This window comes from Rhodococcus sp. IEGM 1366, assembly GCF_033142425.1.
Lineage (GTDB): Bacteria > Actinomycetota > Actinomycetes > Mycobacteriales > Mycobacteriaceae > Rhodococcus_F > Rhodococcus_F globerula.
This window is the reverse complement of record NZ_JAWLRZ010000004.1, coordinates 121,212-138,202: the sequence shown is the minus strand read 5'-3', so window position 1 is coordinate 138,202 and position 16,991 is coordinate 121,212. Positions and strand designations below refer to the sequence as shown.

Sequence of the window (16,991 nt, the reverse complement as noted above, 5' to 3'; positions counted from 1 at the left end):
CATACCCGTCGCATTCGGGAGAGTATGGAGTCATGACGCGCAAGGGCCCCATCAAGGACATCGACGAATCCGACCTCGAGGTCACGCACCCGAAGGATTACGCCGCGGGCGTTCCCGCTGTCCTCGTCTCGTTGCAACGTGGTGTCGAACAGATGGGCGCTCTCCGGACCGCGCGCACCTTGGCCAGGCTCAATCAACGCCACGGTTTCGACTGCCCCGGTTGCGCGTGGCCCGAAACTCCAGGTCACCGCAAGCCCGCCGAGTTCTGCGAGAACGGCGCAAAGGCCGTTGCCGAGGAAGCGACTCTGCGCACCGTCACACCGGAGTTCTTCGCCGAGCACTCGATCGCGGAACTCGACGGCAAGACCGACTTCTGGCTCGGTCAGCAAGGACGCCTGACGCACCCGATGGTGCTCACTCCCGGTGCGACGCACTACCAACCCATCGATTGGGAAGGCGCCTACGCGCTGATCGCCGATCACCTGACTTCCCTCACCTCCCCTGACGAAGCCGTGTTCTACACGTCCGGTCGCACCTCCAACGAGGCCGCGTTCCTGTACCAGTTGATGATTCGCAGCTACGGCACGAACAACATGCCGGACTGCTCGAATATGTGTCACGAATCGTCGGGCAGCGCCCTCACCGCGTCGATCGGCATCGGCAAGGGCTCCGTGACGGTTCCCGACCTCGAAAACGCCGACCTCATACTCATCGCCGGGCAAAACCCGGGCACCAATCACCCTCGAATGCTCTCGACACTCGAGAAGGCAAAAGGCAACGGCGCCAAGATCATCGCAGTCAACCCGCTTCCCGAGGCCGGACTGCGACGCTTCAAGGATCCGCAGAAGGTCTCCGGCGTGGTCGGTCACGGTGTCGACATCGCGGACGAATTCCTGCAGATTCGTCTCGGCGGCGACATGGCGTTGTTCCAGGGACTCGGCAGACTTCTCCTCGAGGAAGAGGACCGCAACCCGGGCACGGTCGTCGACCGCGCATTTGTCGACACGTACTGCGCGGGCTGGGACGACTACGAAAAGAACGTTCGCGCTGTTGATCTCGACACCGTTCTCGAAGCAACCGGGCTGACGATGGCGCAACTGACCGAAACAGCGTCGGCCCTCGCTCGTTCCGAACGCACCGTCATCTGCTGGGCGATGGGTCTGACTCAGCAGGCACACGGAGTCGCGACCATCGAGGAAGCCGTGAATCTCCTGCTGATGCGCGGAATGATGGGCAAGCCAGGCGCCGGTGTCTGCCCCGTTCGCGGGCACTCCAATGTCCAGGGCGATCGCACGATGGGCATCTGGGAAAAGATGCCGGAAGAATTTCTGGCCGCTCTCGACACCGAGTTCAAGATCACGGCGCCGCGAAAGCACGGCTGGGACACCGTCGACGCGATCCGGGCCATGAACGCAGGTAAGGCAAGCTTCTTCATGGCGATGGGCGGCAACTTCATCCAGGCCAGCCCCGATACCGCCGCCACCGAAACCGCGCTGCGCCAATGCGAACTCACCGTTCAGGTCTCCACCAAACTGAACCGCAGCCACGTTGTCCACGGGCAAACTGCGATCATCCTCCCCACCTTGGGCCGCACCGACCTCGACGTCCAAGCCGGCGGCAAACAGCTGGTATCCGTGGAGGATTCCATGTCGATGGTGCACCTCTCGCGCGGGCGACTGAACCCGGTCAGCCCGTACCTGCGCAGTGAAGTCGCCATCATCTGCCAACTCGCCCGCGAACTCCTCGGCAGTGATCACTCCGTACGCTGGTCCGCCTTCGAGGGAAACTACGACCTGATCCGCGACTCCATCTCACGCGTCGTGCCGGGCTGCGAGAACTACAACACCCGCGTCCGCCAACCCGACGGATTCCAATTGCCACACCCGCCGCGCGATTCGCGCGAATTCCACACGCACACAGGCAAAGCCAACTTCGGCGTCAACGAACTGAAGTGGCTGCCCACCCCTAGCGGCCGATTGATTCTGCAGACCATGCGAAGCCACGACCAGTACAACACCACGATCTACGGCCTCGACGATCGTTACCGCGGGATCAAGGGCGGCCGCAAGGTCATTCTCGTCAACGCCGACGACATCACCGCACTCGGATTCCGCGACGGCGATCTCGTCGACATAGTGTCCGAGTGGACAACACCTGACGGCACGCTGGAAGAGCGTCGGGTCTCGGAATTCCGCATAGTCTCCTACGACACGCCGCGCGGCAACGCTGCGGCCTACTACCCGGAGACCAATCCCCTCGTCCCTCTCGAACATGTTGCAGCCAAATCGAACACGCCGGTGTCGAAGGCCGTCACGGTTCGACTCGAAGCATCAGGCGCCTGAGATGGGACGAGTCACCGCACGAACACCGGTCGTTCGAATCTCGGGTGACCGGGTCGTCACGCGCCCCGACACGCTGGCCGTCGAGGAACCACTCGAAATGAGGGTCGGCGGCCTGGTGCTGGCGGTGACGATGCGAACACCGGGCAACGACGTCGACCTCGTGCACGGATTTCTTCTCAGCGAGGGCGTCATCGCCACCCGTGACGACGTCAGCATCGTTCGCTACTGCGACGGCGTCGACGAGACCGGCGCAAACACATACAACGTCCTCGACATCGCTCTCGCTCCCGGAGTGCCGTTGCCCGACCACACCACCGACCGCAACACCGTCGTCAGTTCCGCGTGCGGAGTGTGCGGCAAGACCTCACTCGACGCCGTCCGAACCACGACGCGACATCCGTTGGTCGGCGACACCACCACCGTCCGCTCGACCACGCTGTCGTCAATGCCGCTCACTCTTCGACGACGACAGCGCATCTTCGAGACCACCGGCGGCCTGCACGCAGCCGGATTGTTCACCACCACAGGCGAACTGCTTGCTCTCCGCGAGGACGTCGGCCGTCACAATGCGGTAGACAAGGTGATCGGCTGGGCCATCACCGACGGCCGAGTACCCCTGTACGACACGATCTTGATCGTCAGCGGCAGGGCGTCTTTCGAACTCGCCCAGAAGGCCGTCATGGCCGGCATTCCGATCCTCGGTGCCGTCTCGGCTCCGTCGTCACTGGCCGTGGAACTGGCAAAGGAGTCGGGACTGACGCTTGCCGGTTTCATCCGCGGCGATTCGATGAACGTCTACTCCCACCCGCACCGAATCGAGGTCGTCCCTACTCCGCGCGCAGCTGAGCCGACAGTCGCACAGCGGAGTTGACCTCGCCGTAACCCTCGTACCCACCCACGCGTTGAACGACCTCGAAGAACAGGTCGGCGCCGACGGTCGGGGTGAACAGGTGGAAGAACTCGCCGTGAGCATCCGCGTCGTAGAGGATTCCCGCGCCGCGCATACGGTCGAGCAGTTCGGCATTGAGACCGAAGCGCGCTTCGAGATCTTCGTAGTAATTCGGCGATATGGGAAGCGGCGCATAGCCCCAGTCCGCCATGGTGGCTGCCGCGGCAAAAATGTTCTCACACGAGAAGGCAACGTGGCTGACGCCGCCGCGGCGCACGGTGGGCAACCCACTTCGGCTGCCGTCCACCATGTTCAGCGAGATGCGCAGAGTGTTTCCCGAACCGTCCTGAACGAGGGTGAGCGCTTGGCTCCGCATGAGTCCGACGGAATCGGTGACATCCAGCCCCTCGTGCGGATGCATCTCGAAGACAGAACGCAGGAGCAGCATGACGGAGTCCCAACTCTCGGCCGGGACGGCAAGGGCAACATGGTCGATGCCCGTGAGCACCGACGCCTCCGCGCGGTTGCGGGCGGCCGAGAGCGGGTAGATGTCGAACGCCGATTCCCACGCCGCCGCACTGCCTGGGCCGCGTAGGTCGATCGACGTCGCGTCGGTGACCTTCAGGCGGACGACGTCCGGAACTTCGGCATTCTCGTCCGCCGAACCTGGCAACCGCACCTGTTCGACCGGTACCTCCAACGCCAGTGCTCGCCGGCCCCACACCTCGGGTTCAGTTGCGCGGATTCCGATCTGAGTGAGAACCGGCAGGTCGGCCGGGAGACCGGGCGCGCTCCACACCGTCCCAGCCGTCGCGTCGACGGCGATGGTCAGAAGGCCGTGGCGCCACAACTGCAGATCGTGATCACGATGGCGTCCGACCAGGTGAAAGCCCACCGAAGACAGCATCGTGTGAAGCTGATCCTGCTTGGCCGGTCCGGCCGCGACGCGCAGCGAGACGATACCTTCGAGCGGAGTCCGCTCCGGTGCCGTGAACAACTCGGGTCCGTCCCCAACCGACACGGCGGCGGACACCTGCTCCTCCAAGTGGAGCAGCGACCGGTGGGCGTCGACTGCCGTTCGCTGTGTGTCGGCCCGACGAAACACGTCGTTGAAGATTTCGAGTGACCACGGTCCCGTGTAGCCGGCGGCGTGGACGTGCCCGGCAAAAGTGCTCAGGTCGAAGCTGCCCTGCCCCGGGAAGTTTCGGTGATGCCTGCTCCACTGAAGGATGTCCATCGCCATGAACGGTGCGTCCGCCAACTGCAGGAAGAATATCTTCTCACCGGGGATATCCCGGATTCCAGCGGGATCGTCACCGCGGGACAGGATGTGGAAGCTGTCCAAGCAGGTTCCGAGTGACGGATGATCAACTTCCTCGACGATCTTCCACGCATGCCGGTAAGTATTGACGTGTCCGCCCCAGGCCAGCGCCTCGTACGCCACCTTCTTGCCGTGCTCGGACGCCAGCTCTGCCAACACCGAGAATTGTTCGACCAACTGGCCGTCGTCATGGCTTGCCGTCGGCAACGGCGAGGAACACACAAGCAGTGTTTCGCAGCCCAGCTCTTCCATGAGCTCGAACTTGCGCTGCGCCCGAACAAGATTCCGGGCGAATTGATCCTCGCTGCGGGAATCGAAATCACGAAACGGTTGATACAGATCCAGGGTCAGCCCCAGATCCGCGGCCCGCGTGCGCAGTTCCTTCGGCGACCACGGCGAGGCGACAAAATCCGGCTCGAACACCTCAAAACCGTCGAAGCCCGCCGCGGCAATCGCAACCAGCTTTTCTTCGAGGGTGCCACTGAGTGACACGGTTGCTATAGACGTTCGAACCGGAGTGCTCATCGTGCTACCGCCGCCTGCTCACCCTGAACAAGGGCGGTCATGTGGGCGAGCATCCGATCACTGTCCGGCTCGATACCGGTGAAGATCCGGAAGGCGTCGACGGCTTGGAAAACGGTCATCCCGCCGCCACTGAGCGTCGGGGCACCGATCAAGCGCGCCTGGCGAAGGAGCTCTGTTTCGAGGGGGCGGTACACGATCTCCGCAACCCACAGGTCCGGGCGCAGAAGATCCGGGGAGAAGGCCATACCGGGGTGCGCGGCCATTCCCATCGGGGTGGCATGAATCAACCCGTCGGCGTCGGCAAGTGCATCGGCCAGGTCGTCGGTGTGCTTCGCTACCACGCTCTGAGTGGGAAACTGCACTGCTAACGTCCGCGCAAGTTCCTGCGCCCGAGCAAGACTCGAATCCACCAATGTCAGCACGCGAGCTCCGCGCGTCAGCGCCGCATACGCAACGGCAGCACCCGCGCCGCCGGCACCGAGCTGGACCACCCGGTCCAGCTTCGCGCCGGGGAGTCCCGTGTCGAAGTTACGTCCGAAGCCGGACCAGTCGGTGTTATGACCGATCGCTTTGCCACCCTCGAAGAGAACCGTATTGACGGCTCCGAGTTTTGCTGCGTCAGGGGACAATTCGTCGAGATGCTCGATCACCAACTGCTTGCACGGGTGGGTGATGTTGAGGCCGCGGAAGCCGAAACGCTTGGCGTAGGTGAGCAGTTCACCGATATCCGACGGTGCCAGCCCCATCACGTCGAGATCGAGGATGCGGTAGACGTACGGCAGAGACTGCGCCCGTCCCTCCTCCTCGTGCATGATCGGCGTCAAGGACGCACCGATTCCTGTGCCGATAAGACCACAGAGAATTGTCTCGCTCATCAGTTCTCTTCTCCTCGGACGCACACGAACTCGACTGCGGCGCTGTATCCGTCGATCCCCAGTCCGCAGATGACGGCGTCTGCAATTCCGGACACGTACGAGTGCTGACGGAAGTCTTCACGACTGTGAATGTTACTGATATGAACCTCGACAACGGGAGCTTCCAGCGTGACCAGCGCATCCCGCAAGGCGACCGACGTGTGCGAATAGCCGCCGGGGTTGATCACGATGCCGGCAACTCGTCCGCGTGCTTCGTGGATCCAGTCGATGAGCTGACCCTCGTGATTCGATTGCTTTGCCTCGACGACGGCACCGAAGTTTGCGGCCGCGACCTCACAGCGGGCAACTACGTCATCAAGGGTGTCCCGACCGTAGAACTCCGGTTGGCGCTGCCCCAACAGATTGAGATTGGGTCCGTTGAGAACCAGGATCGGTCTTGATACTGCCATCGGGTCACCTCGAAGCTAATGTACGAACTAGTGAGTTAATTTATCGGACACTACTCCTCCGACGCGCACTCGACAAGGAACTCACCCAACTCCGCCGCAGATAGAGTGAGGTCCATGGTCTCCGAGCACTCCGCGAATGCACTGGCATCCAAGCCCGAGAAACGACGTCGAAACAGCGATCTCACCCGAGTGAACATCATCGCCGTCGCGACCGAGGAGTTTGCCGACAAGGGTTTCGCCGGAGCCCGCGTGGACGAGATCGCCACCAAGACTCACACCACAAAACGCATGATCTACTACTACTTCACCGACAAGGAAGGGCTGTACAAGTCGGTTCTGGAACACGCGTACAGCGTGATCCGGGCGCAGGAGCGTGAACTCGATCTCGAGGGCCTCGATCCGACGGCAGCTGTTCGCGCACTTGCAGAACTCACCTTCGATCACCACGAGCAGCACCCGAACTTCATTCGCCTGGTGGCCAACGAGAACATGCTGCGCGGCGAGTACATCGAGAAGTCCGAAGTGCTCAGCGGACTCGGCGCTCCCGCCGCGGACCTGGTGTCACAGATCCTCCTCGACGGCCAGAAGGCCGGCACGTTCCGAGACGACGTCGACGCTCTCGACGTGCACATGCTGATCAGCAGTTTCTGCGTCTTCCGCATCGCCAACCGCTACACATTCAAAGCACTCTTCGACCGCGACCTCATCGCCCCGACGCATCGCGAGCACCTGCGAACCATGCTCGGCGACATGGTCGTCGCTTTCCTGACGGCGCCTACCCCCGCCTGACCGACTACCAACTAATTGACTTCGGAGCACTCGCAACCGGGAGGACACACGTGACCGAGAACAGCGCGCACGGACTTTCACTCGAGGACAAGGCTTCCTTGACCTCGGGATCGGATTTCTGGCACAGCCAGGCTGTCGCCGGAATTCCGTCGATACTGCTGACCGACGGCCCGCACGGCGTTCGCAAACAACCGGAGGGCGGTGACGCACTCGGGCTCGGTCAGAGCATCCCGGCCACGTGTTTCCCGCCGGCCGTCGGACTCGGTTCATCCTGGAATCTCGACCTCATCCGCCGCGTCGGCGAAGCGCTGGGCGACGAAGCCAAAGCCGAGCAGGTCTCGGTCCTTCTCGGCCCCGGTATCAACATCAAACGATCCCCCTTGTGCGGGCGGAACTTCGAGTACGTCTCCGAGGATCCCTTCGTATCCGGCCGCGTGGCTGCCGCACTGATCATCGGTATTCAGTCCCGCGGCGTCGGTACGTCGCTCAAGCATTTTGCCGCCAACAACCAAGAACACGACCGCATGCGGGTCAGCGCCGATATCGACGAGCGAACCCTGCGGGAGATCTACCTCGCTGGATTCGAGTACGCGGTCACCGCGGCAGCGCCCACCACGGTGATGTGCTCGTACAACAAGATCAACGGCGTCTACGCGAGCCAGAACCATTGGCTGCTCACCGAAGTTCTGCGCGAGCAGTGGGGATTCGACGGCCTTGTCGTCTCCGATTGGGGAGCCGTGAACGACCGGGTTGCGGCGATTGCCGCCGGCCTGGATTTGGAGATGCCGCCCTCGGGCACCGACGGACAGATCGTCGACGCCGTACACAGCGGCGACCTCGACGAATCCGTCGTGACCACAGCTGCCGAGCGGGTGGCGACGCTGGTCGACCGTACTGCCGGCGCTCGGATCGATGGCCACACCTACGACGCTGCGAATCACCATGAACTCGCCCGGACCGCTGCCGCCGAATCCGCGGTCCTCCTCGAAAACGACGGTGAGATCCTCCCCCTGACCCCGGGAGGGCAGACCGTCGCGGTCATCGGCGAGTTCGCTTGCAGTCCGCGGTACCAGGGCGCCGGCAGTTCACAGGTAGTACCGACCACCCTCGACAATGCGCTGGACGCAATCCTGGCCATCGCGGGTTCCGACCGCGTGACCTTCGCTCCGGGATTCACCTTCGACGGCACCCCGGACAGCGACAAAGTCACCGAAGCCGTCGACGCTGCCCGCAGGTCCGACGTGGCCGTCCTCTTCCTCGGCCTCCCGTCAGCCACCGAATCCGAGGGGTTCGACCGCTCGGACATCGACTTGCCCGCCGACCAGATCGCCCTGCTGAAAGCAGTGCACAGCGCCAATCCGAACACCGTCGTGGTCTTGTCCAACGGTGGCGTCGTCTCGATCAACCCGTGGCGCATGTACGCCGCCGCCATCCTCGAAGGATGGCTTCTCGGCCAGGCAGGCGGGTCGGCGATCGCCGACATCCTGTTCGGTCTCGTCAACCCGTCCGGCCACCTCACCGAGACGATTCCCCTTCGGCTGCAAGACAACCCGTCATACCTTCATTTCCCGGGATCTGCGCAACACGTGCGATACGGGGAAGGTTTGTATGTGGGATACCGCTACTACGACTCCGTCGACCACGACGTTGCCTACCCCTTCGGCTTCGGGCGAAGCTACACCACCTTTGCCGTCACCGACACCGCAATCACCGCTGGAGAAAATTCTGCCGAGATCACGGTGACCGTGCTCAACACCGGTGATCGAGCCGGCAGCACGGTTGTCCAGGTATACGTCCACGACGCGGGCTCTGCCGTCGACCGACCTACCCAAGAGCTGAAGGGCTTTGCCAAAGTCCACCTCGAAGCCGGGCAATCGACAACCACGACGATCACACTCGACCCGCGCGCATTTTCCTACTGGTCCGCCAAGGACCAGGACTGGGCCGTCGAAGCCGGTGACTACGACGTTCGCGTCGGCTTCTCCTCGCGCGACATTGCAACCACGGACAGGATCACCCTGCCGGGAAACATCGGACCTCGCCCGCTGAACGCCATGTCGACCATCGCCGAGTGGTTCGCACATCCGGTCGGAGGCCCAGTTCTCGGCGCCGCGATGGCCGCTGCCGCCACCGAAGATTCCCCGCCGATAGCGCCCGAACTGATGGCCATGGCCGGTTCCATGCCGCTCGGCAAACTCGCGGCCTTCGGCCTCGGCATCACGCAGGAGCAGGTAGCCGAACTGGTTGCGGCCACACAGCGGCCTCAGCCATAGCTCTCTGAACTGGGGTTTCGATAACCAACCGAAACGTAGCTAGATTTTTATGAACTATTTGGTTAATAATCTTGTGTAGTCGGTGTGGCGTCAGTTACATTCTGTGTATCGCTCTCCGCACAAACGTTCAAAGTACGAACAAGTACGCCGAACACCACGTCGCGGATGTAGAGCCCTCCACTTTCGCTTCCACCAGGAGATGAGCATGTCAGCTAGCACGGTCACACCGTCGGGACCTGAGGCAGGGCACTTGCCCACAACAGACACCACCAAGGTCAAACGCGCCGCTACGTCGTCGTTCCTCGGCAGCATGCTCGAGTACTACGACTTCTACATCTACGCATCAGCCGCCGCGCTCATCTTCCCGACGGTGTTCTTCCCCGACAGCGGGCACGCGGCACTGCTCTCCCTCGCGACATTCGGAGTTGCCTATATCGCGCGTCCCGTCGGCGCCGTGGTTCTCGGACACTTCGGCGACCGCGTCGGCCGCAAGAAGATCATGCTGCTGACACTCATCATGATGGGCGCGGCCACCTTCTTCATCGGATGCATCCCGAGCGCCGACTCGATCGGAGTGTTCGCGCCGATACTGCTCGTCCTGATGCGCATCGCCCAGGGCATCTCCGCGGCCGGCGAGCAGAGTGGCGCGAGCTCACTCACTCTCGAACACGCACCGGAAGGCCGACGCGCCTTCTTCTGCAGCTGGACGCTCAACGGCACTCAAGCCGGATTCATCCTCGCCAGCCTGGTATTCCTCCCCATCGCGGCGCTGCCCGACGACATTCTCTACACCTGGGGTTGGCGAATCCCGTTCTGGGGCAGCCTGATCGTTCTCATTGCCGCCTACATCATGCGACTCAAGCTCGAAGAGCCCGAAGAGTTCATCGAGCAGCAGGAATCCAAGGCCGTTGCGAAGCTCCCCGTCGCCGACCTGCTTCGCACACACAGCGCAAATCTGGTCCGCGTCATCTGCTGCGCCTTCATCGCCGTCGTGTCGACCATCTTCTCCGTGTTCGGTCTTGCCTTCGCTACCACTGAAGAAGTGGGAATCCCCAAGTCCACGATGCTGTGGGTTGCCATTGCCGCAAACGCTGTCGCACTGATCAGCCAGCCTGCCTGGGCGATATTGTCCGACCGAATCGGCCGTCGACCGCTCTTCGTCGGTGGCGCACTGGGCAGCGCGGTCTTCATCTACGTCTACTTCGGTGCGATCGCCAGTGGAAACGTTCCGCTCATCTTCCTTGCGGCAATCGGCTTGATGTCCGTCTTCTACGCGGCACCCAACGCTATCTGGCCGTCGTTCTACTCCGAGATGTTCAACACCAAGGTCCGCTACTCGGGTATCGCAATCGGAACCCAGGTCGGATTTGCGCTCGCCGGCTTTGCACCCGCCATCGGCAACGCTCTGATGGGCGGCGACAAGACCCACTGGATGCCCGTCGCAATTCTGACGTCCGTCGCCTGTGTCATCTGTGCGATCTCCGCCTTCACCGCCAAGGAAACCTTCCGCACCCCGCTCAAGGAACTCGGCAACCCGATCTAGTCGAACACCCCACAAACAACTGTGGCCCGGCATCTCGCGAGAGATGCCGGGCCACAGTTGTTTTGATGTTAAGCCGTCTTGTCGCGGCGTTCGCCGCGCTCCGGCTTACGCGGGACGATAGTCGGCAGAACGTTGTCGATGACGGTCTCGGCGGTCACCACAACCTTCTCGACGTCGTCGCGACTGGGGATGTCGTACATCACGGGGAGAAGAACTTCTTCCATGATGGCGCGCAGTCCACGGGCACCGGTGCCACGGAGAATGGCCTGATCGGCAATCGCGTCGAGGGCTTCCTCGGTGAACTCGAGTTCCACGCCGTCCATGTCGAACAGTCGACGGTACTGCTTCACCAGAGCGTTCTTGGGCTCGGACAGAATCTGGACGAGCGACGCCTTGTCGAGATTGGTGACCGACGCGATCATCGGCAAACGGCCGATGAACTCGGGAATCAGACCGAACTTGATCAGATCTTCCGGCATGACCTCGGCAAAACGATCGACGGTGTCGAGTTCTGCCTTGGAGCGCACCTCGGCACCAAAGCCGATGCCGCGCTTGCCTACCCGATCGGACACGATGCGTTCGAGGCCGGCAAACGCACCGGCGACGATGAACAGCACGTTCGTGGTGTCGATCTGGATGAATTCCTGATGCGGATGCTTGCGCCCACCCTGCGGCGGAACGCTGGCCTGCGTGCCTTCGAGAATCTTGAGCAGAGCCTGCTGAACGCCCTCACCGGAGACGTCCCGGGTGATCGAGGGGTTCTCGCTCTTGCGAGCGATCTTGTCGACCTCGTCGATGTAGATGATGCCGGTCTCGGCGCGCTTGACGTCGTAATCCGCAGCCTGAATCAGCTTGAGCAGAATGTTCTCGACGTCTTCACCGACGTAACCCGCCTCGGTCAGGGCCGTTGCGTCCGCAATCGCGAACGGAACGTTGAGCATCTTCGCCAAGGTCTGCGCGAGATACGTCTTACCGCAGCCGGTGGGACCGAGCATCAAGATGTTGGATTTTGCGAGTTCGACGGTTTCGCCGCGGGCATCGCGGCCCTTGTCGCCGGCTTGAATACGCTTGTAGTGGTTGTACACAGCCACTGCGAGCGTCCGCTTGGCGGAGTCCTGACCGATGACGTAGTTCTCGAGGAAATCGCGGATCTCCGCGGGCTTCGGCAGCTCGTCGAGTTTGACCTCACTCGACTCGGCCAGTTCTTCCTCGATGATCTCGTTGCAGAGGTCGATGCACTCGTCGCAGATGTACACCCCGGGTCCTGCAATGAGTTTCTTGACCTGCTTCTGGCTCTTACCGCAGAAAGAACACTTGAGCAGATCCCCGCCGTCGCCGATGCGTGCCATCTCGTGAGGTCCCTACTTCCTTCGTGTACGTGCACTCGCCAGAACGCAGATCCAGAACCAGCCCGTGATGTGACGGTACCCGTTGTTCCGAACCACGGTCGACCTGTTGTCGGCGATTCGTCGACGGATTATCAAGAATATTGTCGGGGAAATAGTTCAGGCATGTCTTCCACCTGGTACTTCCCGACCGATCCGCCTCGCGTCGCGCACCGAATTTCGGTGGTCGACACGAGGCGGAAAACGACTACTTCTGTGCGCTGAGCTTCCGGTACGCCAGAACGTCGTCGATGATGCCGTATTCCTTGGCCTGCTCGGCCGTGAGGATCTTGTCACGATCGGTGTCGACGCGGATCGTCTGCGGATCCTTGCCGGTGTGCAGAGCCAACGTGTTCTCCATGAGACGACGCATACGCTCGATCTCGGCTGCCTGGATCTCCAGATCGGAAACCTGGCCCTGGATACCGCCGGTGGCCGGCTGGTGAATCAGGATGCGCGAGTTGGGGAGCGCAAAACGCTTACCCGGCGTACCGCCGGCGAGCAGAACAGCAGCAGCCGACGCGGCCTGGCCGAGGCAGACGGTGGAGATGTCTGCACGCACGTACTGCATCGTGTCGTAGATCGCCATCAGCGCGGTGAACGAACCACCGGGCGAATTGATGTACATCGTGATGTCGCGGTCCGGATCCTGCGATTCCAGAACCAACAGCTGTGCCATGAGGTCGTTCGCGGACACGTCGTCGACCTGCGAGCCGAGGAAGATGATGCGCTCCTCGAAAAGCTTGTTGTACGGGTCGGACGTCTTGACTCCGTAGCTGGTCTGCTCCGTGAACTGGGGCAGGATGTAGCGCGACTGCGGGCCCGACGGCGCCTGGCCGCCCAGCGAGTTAGCTCCGAAAAGGTTTGTCATCAGTTCTCCAAAGTATGAATTGGGCAGCAATAGGACGGATCAACCGACTCAGTTGCCGGTGCCGCCGGCCTGATTCGCACGAGAGACGACATGGTCGACGAAGCCGTACTCGAGGGCTTCCTTCGCCGTGAACCAACGGTCACGGTCCGAGTCAGCGGTGATCTGCTCGACCGTCTGACCGGTGTGCTGAGCGATCAGCTCGGCCATTTCACGCTTGGTGTGCTTGAACTGCTCGGCCATGATGGCGATGTCGCTGGCGCTACCACCGATACCGGCGGACGGCTGGTGCATCATGATGCGGGCGTGCGGCAGGGCGTAACGCTTGCCCTTGGTGCCTGCCGAGAGCAGGAACTGCCCCATCGACGCGGCGAGACCCATGCCGAACGTCGCGATGTCGCACTCCGCGAACTGCATGGTGTCGAAAATCGCCATACCGGCGGTGACGGATCCACCAGGCGAGTTGATGTAGAGCGAGATGTCTCGCGTCGGGTCCTCGGCCGAGAGAAGCAGGATCTGCGCGCACAGCTTGTTTGCGATGTCGTCGTCGACCTGGGTGCCGAGGAAAATAATGCGCTCACGGAGCAAGCGCTCGTATACCGAGTCGCTGAGGTTCAACCCAGCGGTGGCTGAAGTCATGGCGGGACTCTGCAAAGTCTCCAGGTGATTGGAAGTCACGGTACCTGCCTTCTATGTGGATCTTCTTTGCCAAATACGAATTGCTGACACAGACACTAACCAAGTAGGGCGGCACCGGAGTCCCGGTGCCGCCCTACTTCGCTCAAAGCGGAAAACTCATTGCAGCCGATCGCGGTGAAAACACCCGATAACCTGCTTTTTTACTTGTCTTCGCTCTCGGCAGAATCAGACGCCTCTGCGTCCTCGTCAGCCTTGCCGTTACCGAAAAGCTCAGCGGTGTCGACAGCAGCGCCGCTGCTGTCGGTGACGCCGGCAGCCTCGACGACGGCTGCGAGAGCCTTGCCGCGACGGACATCGGCGAACATCGCACCAAGCTGGTTGGCCTGCTGGATCTGCTGGATGAACTGCTCAGGAGCCATGCCGTAACGCTGTGCCTGGAACAGGATGCGCTCGGTGAGCTCGTCCTGGCCGACGGTGACGTCGTTGGCGTCCGCGATGGAGTCGAGCAGGAGCTGCGTCTTGACGGAGCGCTCAGCGGCCTCCAACGTGTCCTTGTCGAACTCTTCGCGGCTGCTGCCCTGCTCTTCGAGAGCCTTGTTCAGAGCCTCTTCGTCGTGATCGAGACCGTGAACGGCGTCGTGCAGTGCAGCGTCGACCTCAGCCTTGACGATGGCCTCGGGCAGCGGAACCTCGACCGTCTCGAGCAGCTGCTCGAGAACCTTGTCGCGGATCTGGCCGGCCTGCTCGACCTTGCGGACGCGTCCGACGCGCTCGCGGAGGTCTGCCTTCAGTTCGTCGAGGGTGTCGAACTCGCTGGCGAGCTGAGCGAACTCGTCGTCCTCGTCCGGAAGCTCGCGCTCCTTGACCGTCTGCACGGTCACGGTGACAACGGCTTCCTTGCCTGCGAATTCACCGGCGACCAGAGTCGACGTGAAGTCCTTGGACTCCCCCGCCTTCAGGCCGATGATGGCTTCGTCGAGGCCCTCGATGAGCTGGCCCGAACCGACCTCGTGCGACAGTCCGCTGGCGGTAGCCTCGGCAACGTTCTCGCCGTCGACGGTGGCCGACAGGTCGATGGAGACGAAGTCGCCGTCCTCGACTGCGCGGTCGACGCCCGTGAGGGTGCCGAAACGCTGACGCAGCGAGAGCAGCTGCTCTTCGATGGCCTCATCGGTGATCTCGATCGGATCGACCGTGACGTTGATGGAGCTGAAATCCGGGAGTTCGATCTCGGGGCGCACGTCGACCTCGGCAGCGAATTCGAGGACGTCGCCGTCTTCGAGCTTCGTGACCTCGATCTCGGGCTGGCCGAGTGCCTTGACGCCGGCGCTGGTGACAGCCTCGGAGTAACGCGACGGCAGAGCGTCGTTGATGACCTGATCGAGCACAGCGGCGCGACCGACGCGTGCCTCGAGGAGGCGGGCCGGGGCCTTGCCCGGACGGAAGCCTGGGAGACGAATCTGCTGCGCGAGGGCCTTGTAGGCCTTGTCGAAATCAGGCTTGAGTTCCGCGAAGGGCACCTCAACGTTGATACGGACTCGCGTCGGGCTGAGCTGCTCGACGGTGCTCTTCACGAAACTTCGCTCCTTCGTCTGGTCTTGCTCATAACTGGCTTACTGCAGGTTTTCGGTCTTGCTCGTGTGGTCTTGCACGACACTCCACTCCTGCGTGTGCAGTAGTGGAGTCTCGTATACGTACTTGTCGGGATGACAGGATTTGAACCTGCGACCCTCCGCTCCCAAAGCGGATGCGCTACCAAGCTGCGCTACATCCCGTTACTCGCAAACATGCTTCTTACGAACACGCTCGCGAAAACAGCCGCGTACTTGCGACTGCGCCAAACCTTATCGCGCTCACTACTCTCTCACGAACCCGCCCACCATTTGTACACGGATAGCCGTAAGCACGTGCAGCCTGCATCCGGCCCGAAACTCCGGGCTCACCGGAGCCACTGACCCTCGACTACCCACCCTCGCCGGAGATTCCCCTGGTGAGAACGCTTTCGACCCCCCGATTATGAAATCCGCGCCCGCATTGGGTACAGTTTCGAATCGCAGACGACGAACACGGCGATCCCGAGTTCGCGTGTGCACGGGGATGTAGCTCAATGGTAGAGCCTCAGTCTTCCAAACTGATCACGCGGGTTCGATTCCCGTCATCCCCTCCATCGGAGGGAAACTTCCACAAAGATCCGCATCGGCCTCGCCGGTGCGGATTTTTTGTTGCAGCGATCCGTATCCTGGAGTTGTCCGGATCGATACTGCTCGGAGGCCACCCGTGACCACGATTCTTCTCATCCTCGTCGTTCTGGCTGTTGTCGTGTTCCTGGTCATGAAGAGCCAGCAACGCGGTTCCACCCACAGCGCGACACAACTCGACGACGCCAAAGCTGATGCCAGGCAGGCAATCGAGCGTCTCGGCGGTCAGGTGTACAACCTCACCGGCACCGACGAACCGTCACGGCAAGCACTCGCCGACGCAGCCGAGCGCTACACAGCGGCGGGCTCGCAGATCGATCAGGCCGCTACCCCGATTCAAGCGCGTCTCGCGAAACAGACTGCGCTGGAAGGGCTTTACTACATTCGCGCGGCACGAGTCGCCATGGGAATGGATCCGGGTCCTGACGTTCCCACCATCGACGGCCAGAAAGCCGCCGGCGCGGTGACCGAGTCCCGCGAGGTCGAGTTCGAGGGCCGCAAGGTCGCGGCATCGCCTACCCCGTCGTCGCGTACCCCCAACTACTACCCCGGCGGTCGCGTCGCCGGCCGACCCGTTCCGGCCGGTTGGTACTCCGAGCCGTGGTGGAAGCCCGCCCTCGTCGCAGGCGCCTGGGGCCTGGGTTCGATGATGCTGTTCTCGACCATGTTCTCCGGGATGGCCGGAGTTCCTTACGGCGCAGAGGCTTTCGCAGCGGGCGGTGATCCCAACGCAGATCAAGGCGCAGATGCAGGTGATCAAAGCCAAGGCGACGCCGGCGATCAGAGCTACGACCAAGGCGACCAGGGGTACGACTCAGGTGACAGCGGATTCGGCGACAGTGGATTCGGCGACGGAGGCGGGATGGACTTCGGCGGCATGGACTTCTAGAGCGCC

The 16,991-nt window shown here is 62.2% G+C and carries 13 protein-coding genes and 2 tRNA genes; 7 read left to right on the top strand and 8 right to left on the bottom strand.

Features of this window, described 5'->3' with window-relative positions; genetic code table 11:
• The first annotated feature begins 32 nt into the window (after window positions 1–32).
• Window positions 33–2,342, top strand: coding sequence for an FdhF/YdeP family oxidoreductase (locus R4P64_RS13390; RefSeq protein WP_233363459.1), 2,310 nt, complete (start codon window positions 33–35; stop codon window positions 2,340–2,342).
• Window position 2,343: 1 nt separating this feature from the next.
• Entirely contained in the window at window positions 2,344–3,213 is an 870-nt protein-coding gene (gene fdhD, locus R4P64_RS13385) for a formate dehydrogenase accessory sulfurtransferase FdhD (RefSeq protein WP_317821204.1), read from the top strand.
• On the opposite strand, the gene R4P64_RS13380 is transcribed toward fdhD, so the two are convergent.
• The 3 genes from R4P64_RS13380 to aroQ are packed head-to-tail and all read right to left on the bottom strand — an operon-like array spanning window position 3,170 to window position 6,401.
• Window positions 3,170–5,077, bottom strand: a complete 1,908-nt coding sequence (locus R4P64_RS13380) for a sugar phosphate isomerase/epimerase and 4-hydroxyphenylpyruvate domain-containing protein (protein WP_287164238.1) — start codon at window positions 5,075–5,077, stop codon at window positions 3,170–3,172. The genes fdhD and R4P64_RS13380 overlap by 44 nt on opposite strands.
• Window positions 5,074–5,952, bottom strand: coding sequence for a shikimate dehydrogenase (locus R4P64_RS13375; RefSeq protein ID WP_045066932.1), 879 nt, complete (start codon window positions 5,950–5,952; stop codon window positions 5,074–5,076). The genes R4P64_RS13380 and R4P64_RS13375 overlap by 4 nt, the downstream gene beginning before the upstream one ends.
• Window positions 5,952–6,401, bottom strand: a complete 450-nt coding sequence (aroQ, locus tag R4P64_RS13370; protein WP_045066931.1) for a type II 3-dehydroquinate dehydratase — start codon at window positions 6,399–6,401, stop codon at window positions 5,952–5,954. The genes R4P64_RS13375 and aroQ overlap by 1 nt, the downstream gene beginning before the upstream one ends.
• 114 nt (window positions 6,402–6,515) lie before the next feature.
• Between aroQ and R4P64_RS13365 the strand changes: the two genes are divergently transcribed.
• The 3 genes from R4P64_RS13365 to R4P64_RS13355 all read left to right on the top strand — a co-directional run bounded on the left by R4P64_RS13365 (window position 6,516) and on the right by R4P64_RS13355 (window position 11,006).
• Window positions 6,516–7,190 carry a TetR family transcriptional regulator gene (locus R4P64_RS13365; RefSeq protein ID WP_051730375.1) on the top strand — a complete coding sequence of 225 codons (675 nt, stop codon included), beginning with the start codon at window positions 6,516–6,518 and terminating at the stop codon, window positions 7,188–7,190.
• Window positions 7,191–7,240: 50 nt separating this feature from the next.
• Window positions 7,241–9,463, top strand: a complete 2,223-nt coding sequence (locus tag R4P64_RS13360; protein ID WP_317821203.1) for a glycoside hydrolase family 3 C-terminal domain-containing protein — start codon at window positions 7,241–7,243, stop codon at window positions 9,461–9,463.
• Window positions 9,464–9,668: 205 nt separating this feature from the next.
• Complete coding sequence (locus R4P64_RS13355) at window positions 9,669–11,006, top strand: MFS transporter (RefSeq protein ID WP_033232862.1); 1,338 nt, start codon at window positions 9,669–9,671, stop codon at window positions 11,004–11,006.
• A 68-nt stretch (window positions 11,007–11,074) separates the two neighbouring features.
• On the opposite strand, the gene clpX is transcribed toward R4P64_RS13355, so the two are convergent.
• The 5 genes from clpX to R4P64_RS13330 form a co-directional block, all read right to left on the bottom strand.
• Window positions 11,075–12,355, bottom strand: coding sequence for an ATP-dependent Clp protease ATP-binding subunit ClpX (gene clpX / locus R4P64_RS13350; RefSeq protein ID WP_033232860.1), 1,281 nt, complete (start codon window positions 12,353–12,355; stop codon window positions 11,075–11,077).
• A gap of 244 nt (window positions 12,356–12,599) precedes the next feature.
• Complete coding sequence (locus R4P64_RS13345; protein ID WP_033232858.1) at window positions 12,600–13,262, bottom strand: ATP-dependent Clp protease proteolytic subunit; 663 nt, start codon at window positions 13,260–13,262, stop codon at window positions 12,600–12,602.
• A gap of 48 nt (window positions 13,263–13,310) precedes the next feature.
• The gene (locus R4P64_RS13340; RefSeq protein WP_007730960.1) at window positions 13,311–13,898 is read right to left on the bottom strand and encodes an ATP-dependent Clp protease proteolytic subunit; all 588 of its coding nucleotides are present in this window, start codon (window positions 13,896–13,898) and stop codon (window positions 13,311–13,313) included.
• A gap of 200 nt (window positions 13,899–14,098) precedes the next feature.
• A complete protein-coding gene (gene tig / locus R4P64_RS13335) occupies window positions 14,099–15,472 on the bottom strand; it encodes a trigger factor (protein ID WP_317821199.1) in 1,374 nt (457 codons plus the stop codon).
• 127 nt (window positions 15,473–15,599) lie between these two features.
• Window positions 15,600–15,673 (bottom strand) — tRNA-Pro (locus tag R4P64_RS13330).
• Window positions 15,674–15,991: 318 nt separating this feature from the next.
• Between R4P64_RS13330 and R4P64_RS13325 the strand changes: the two genes are divergently transcribed.
• A tRNA-Gly gene (locus tag R4P64_RS13325) sits at window positions 15,992–16,065 on the top strand.
• Window positions 16,066–16,229: 164 nt separating this feature from the next.
• Window positions 16,230–16,985, top strand: a complete 756-nt coding sequence (locus R4P64_RS13320) for a DUF1542 domain-containing protein (protein WP_317821603.1) — start codon at window positions 16,230–16,232, stop codon at window positions 16,983–16,985.
• Window positions 16,986–16,991: the final 6 nt, after the last annotated feature.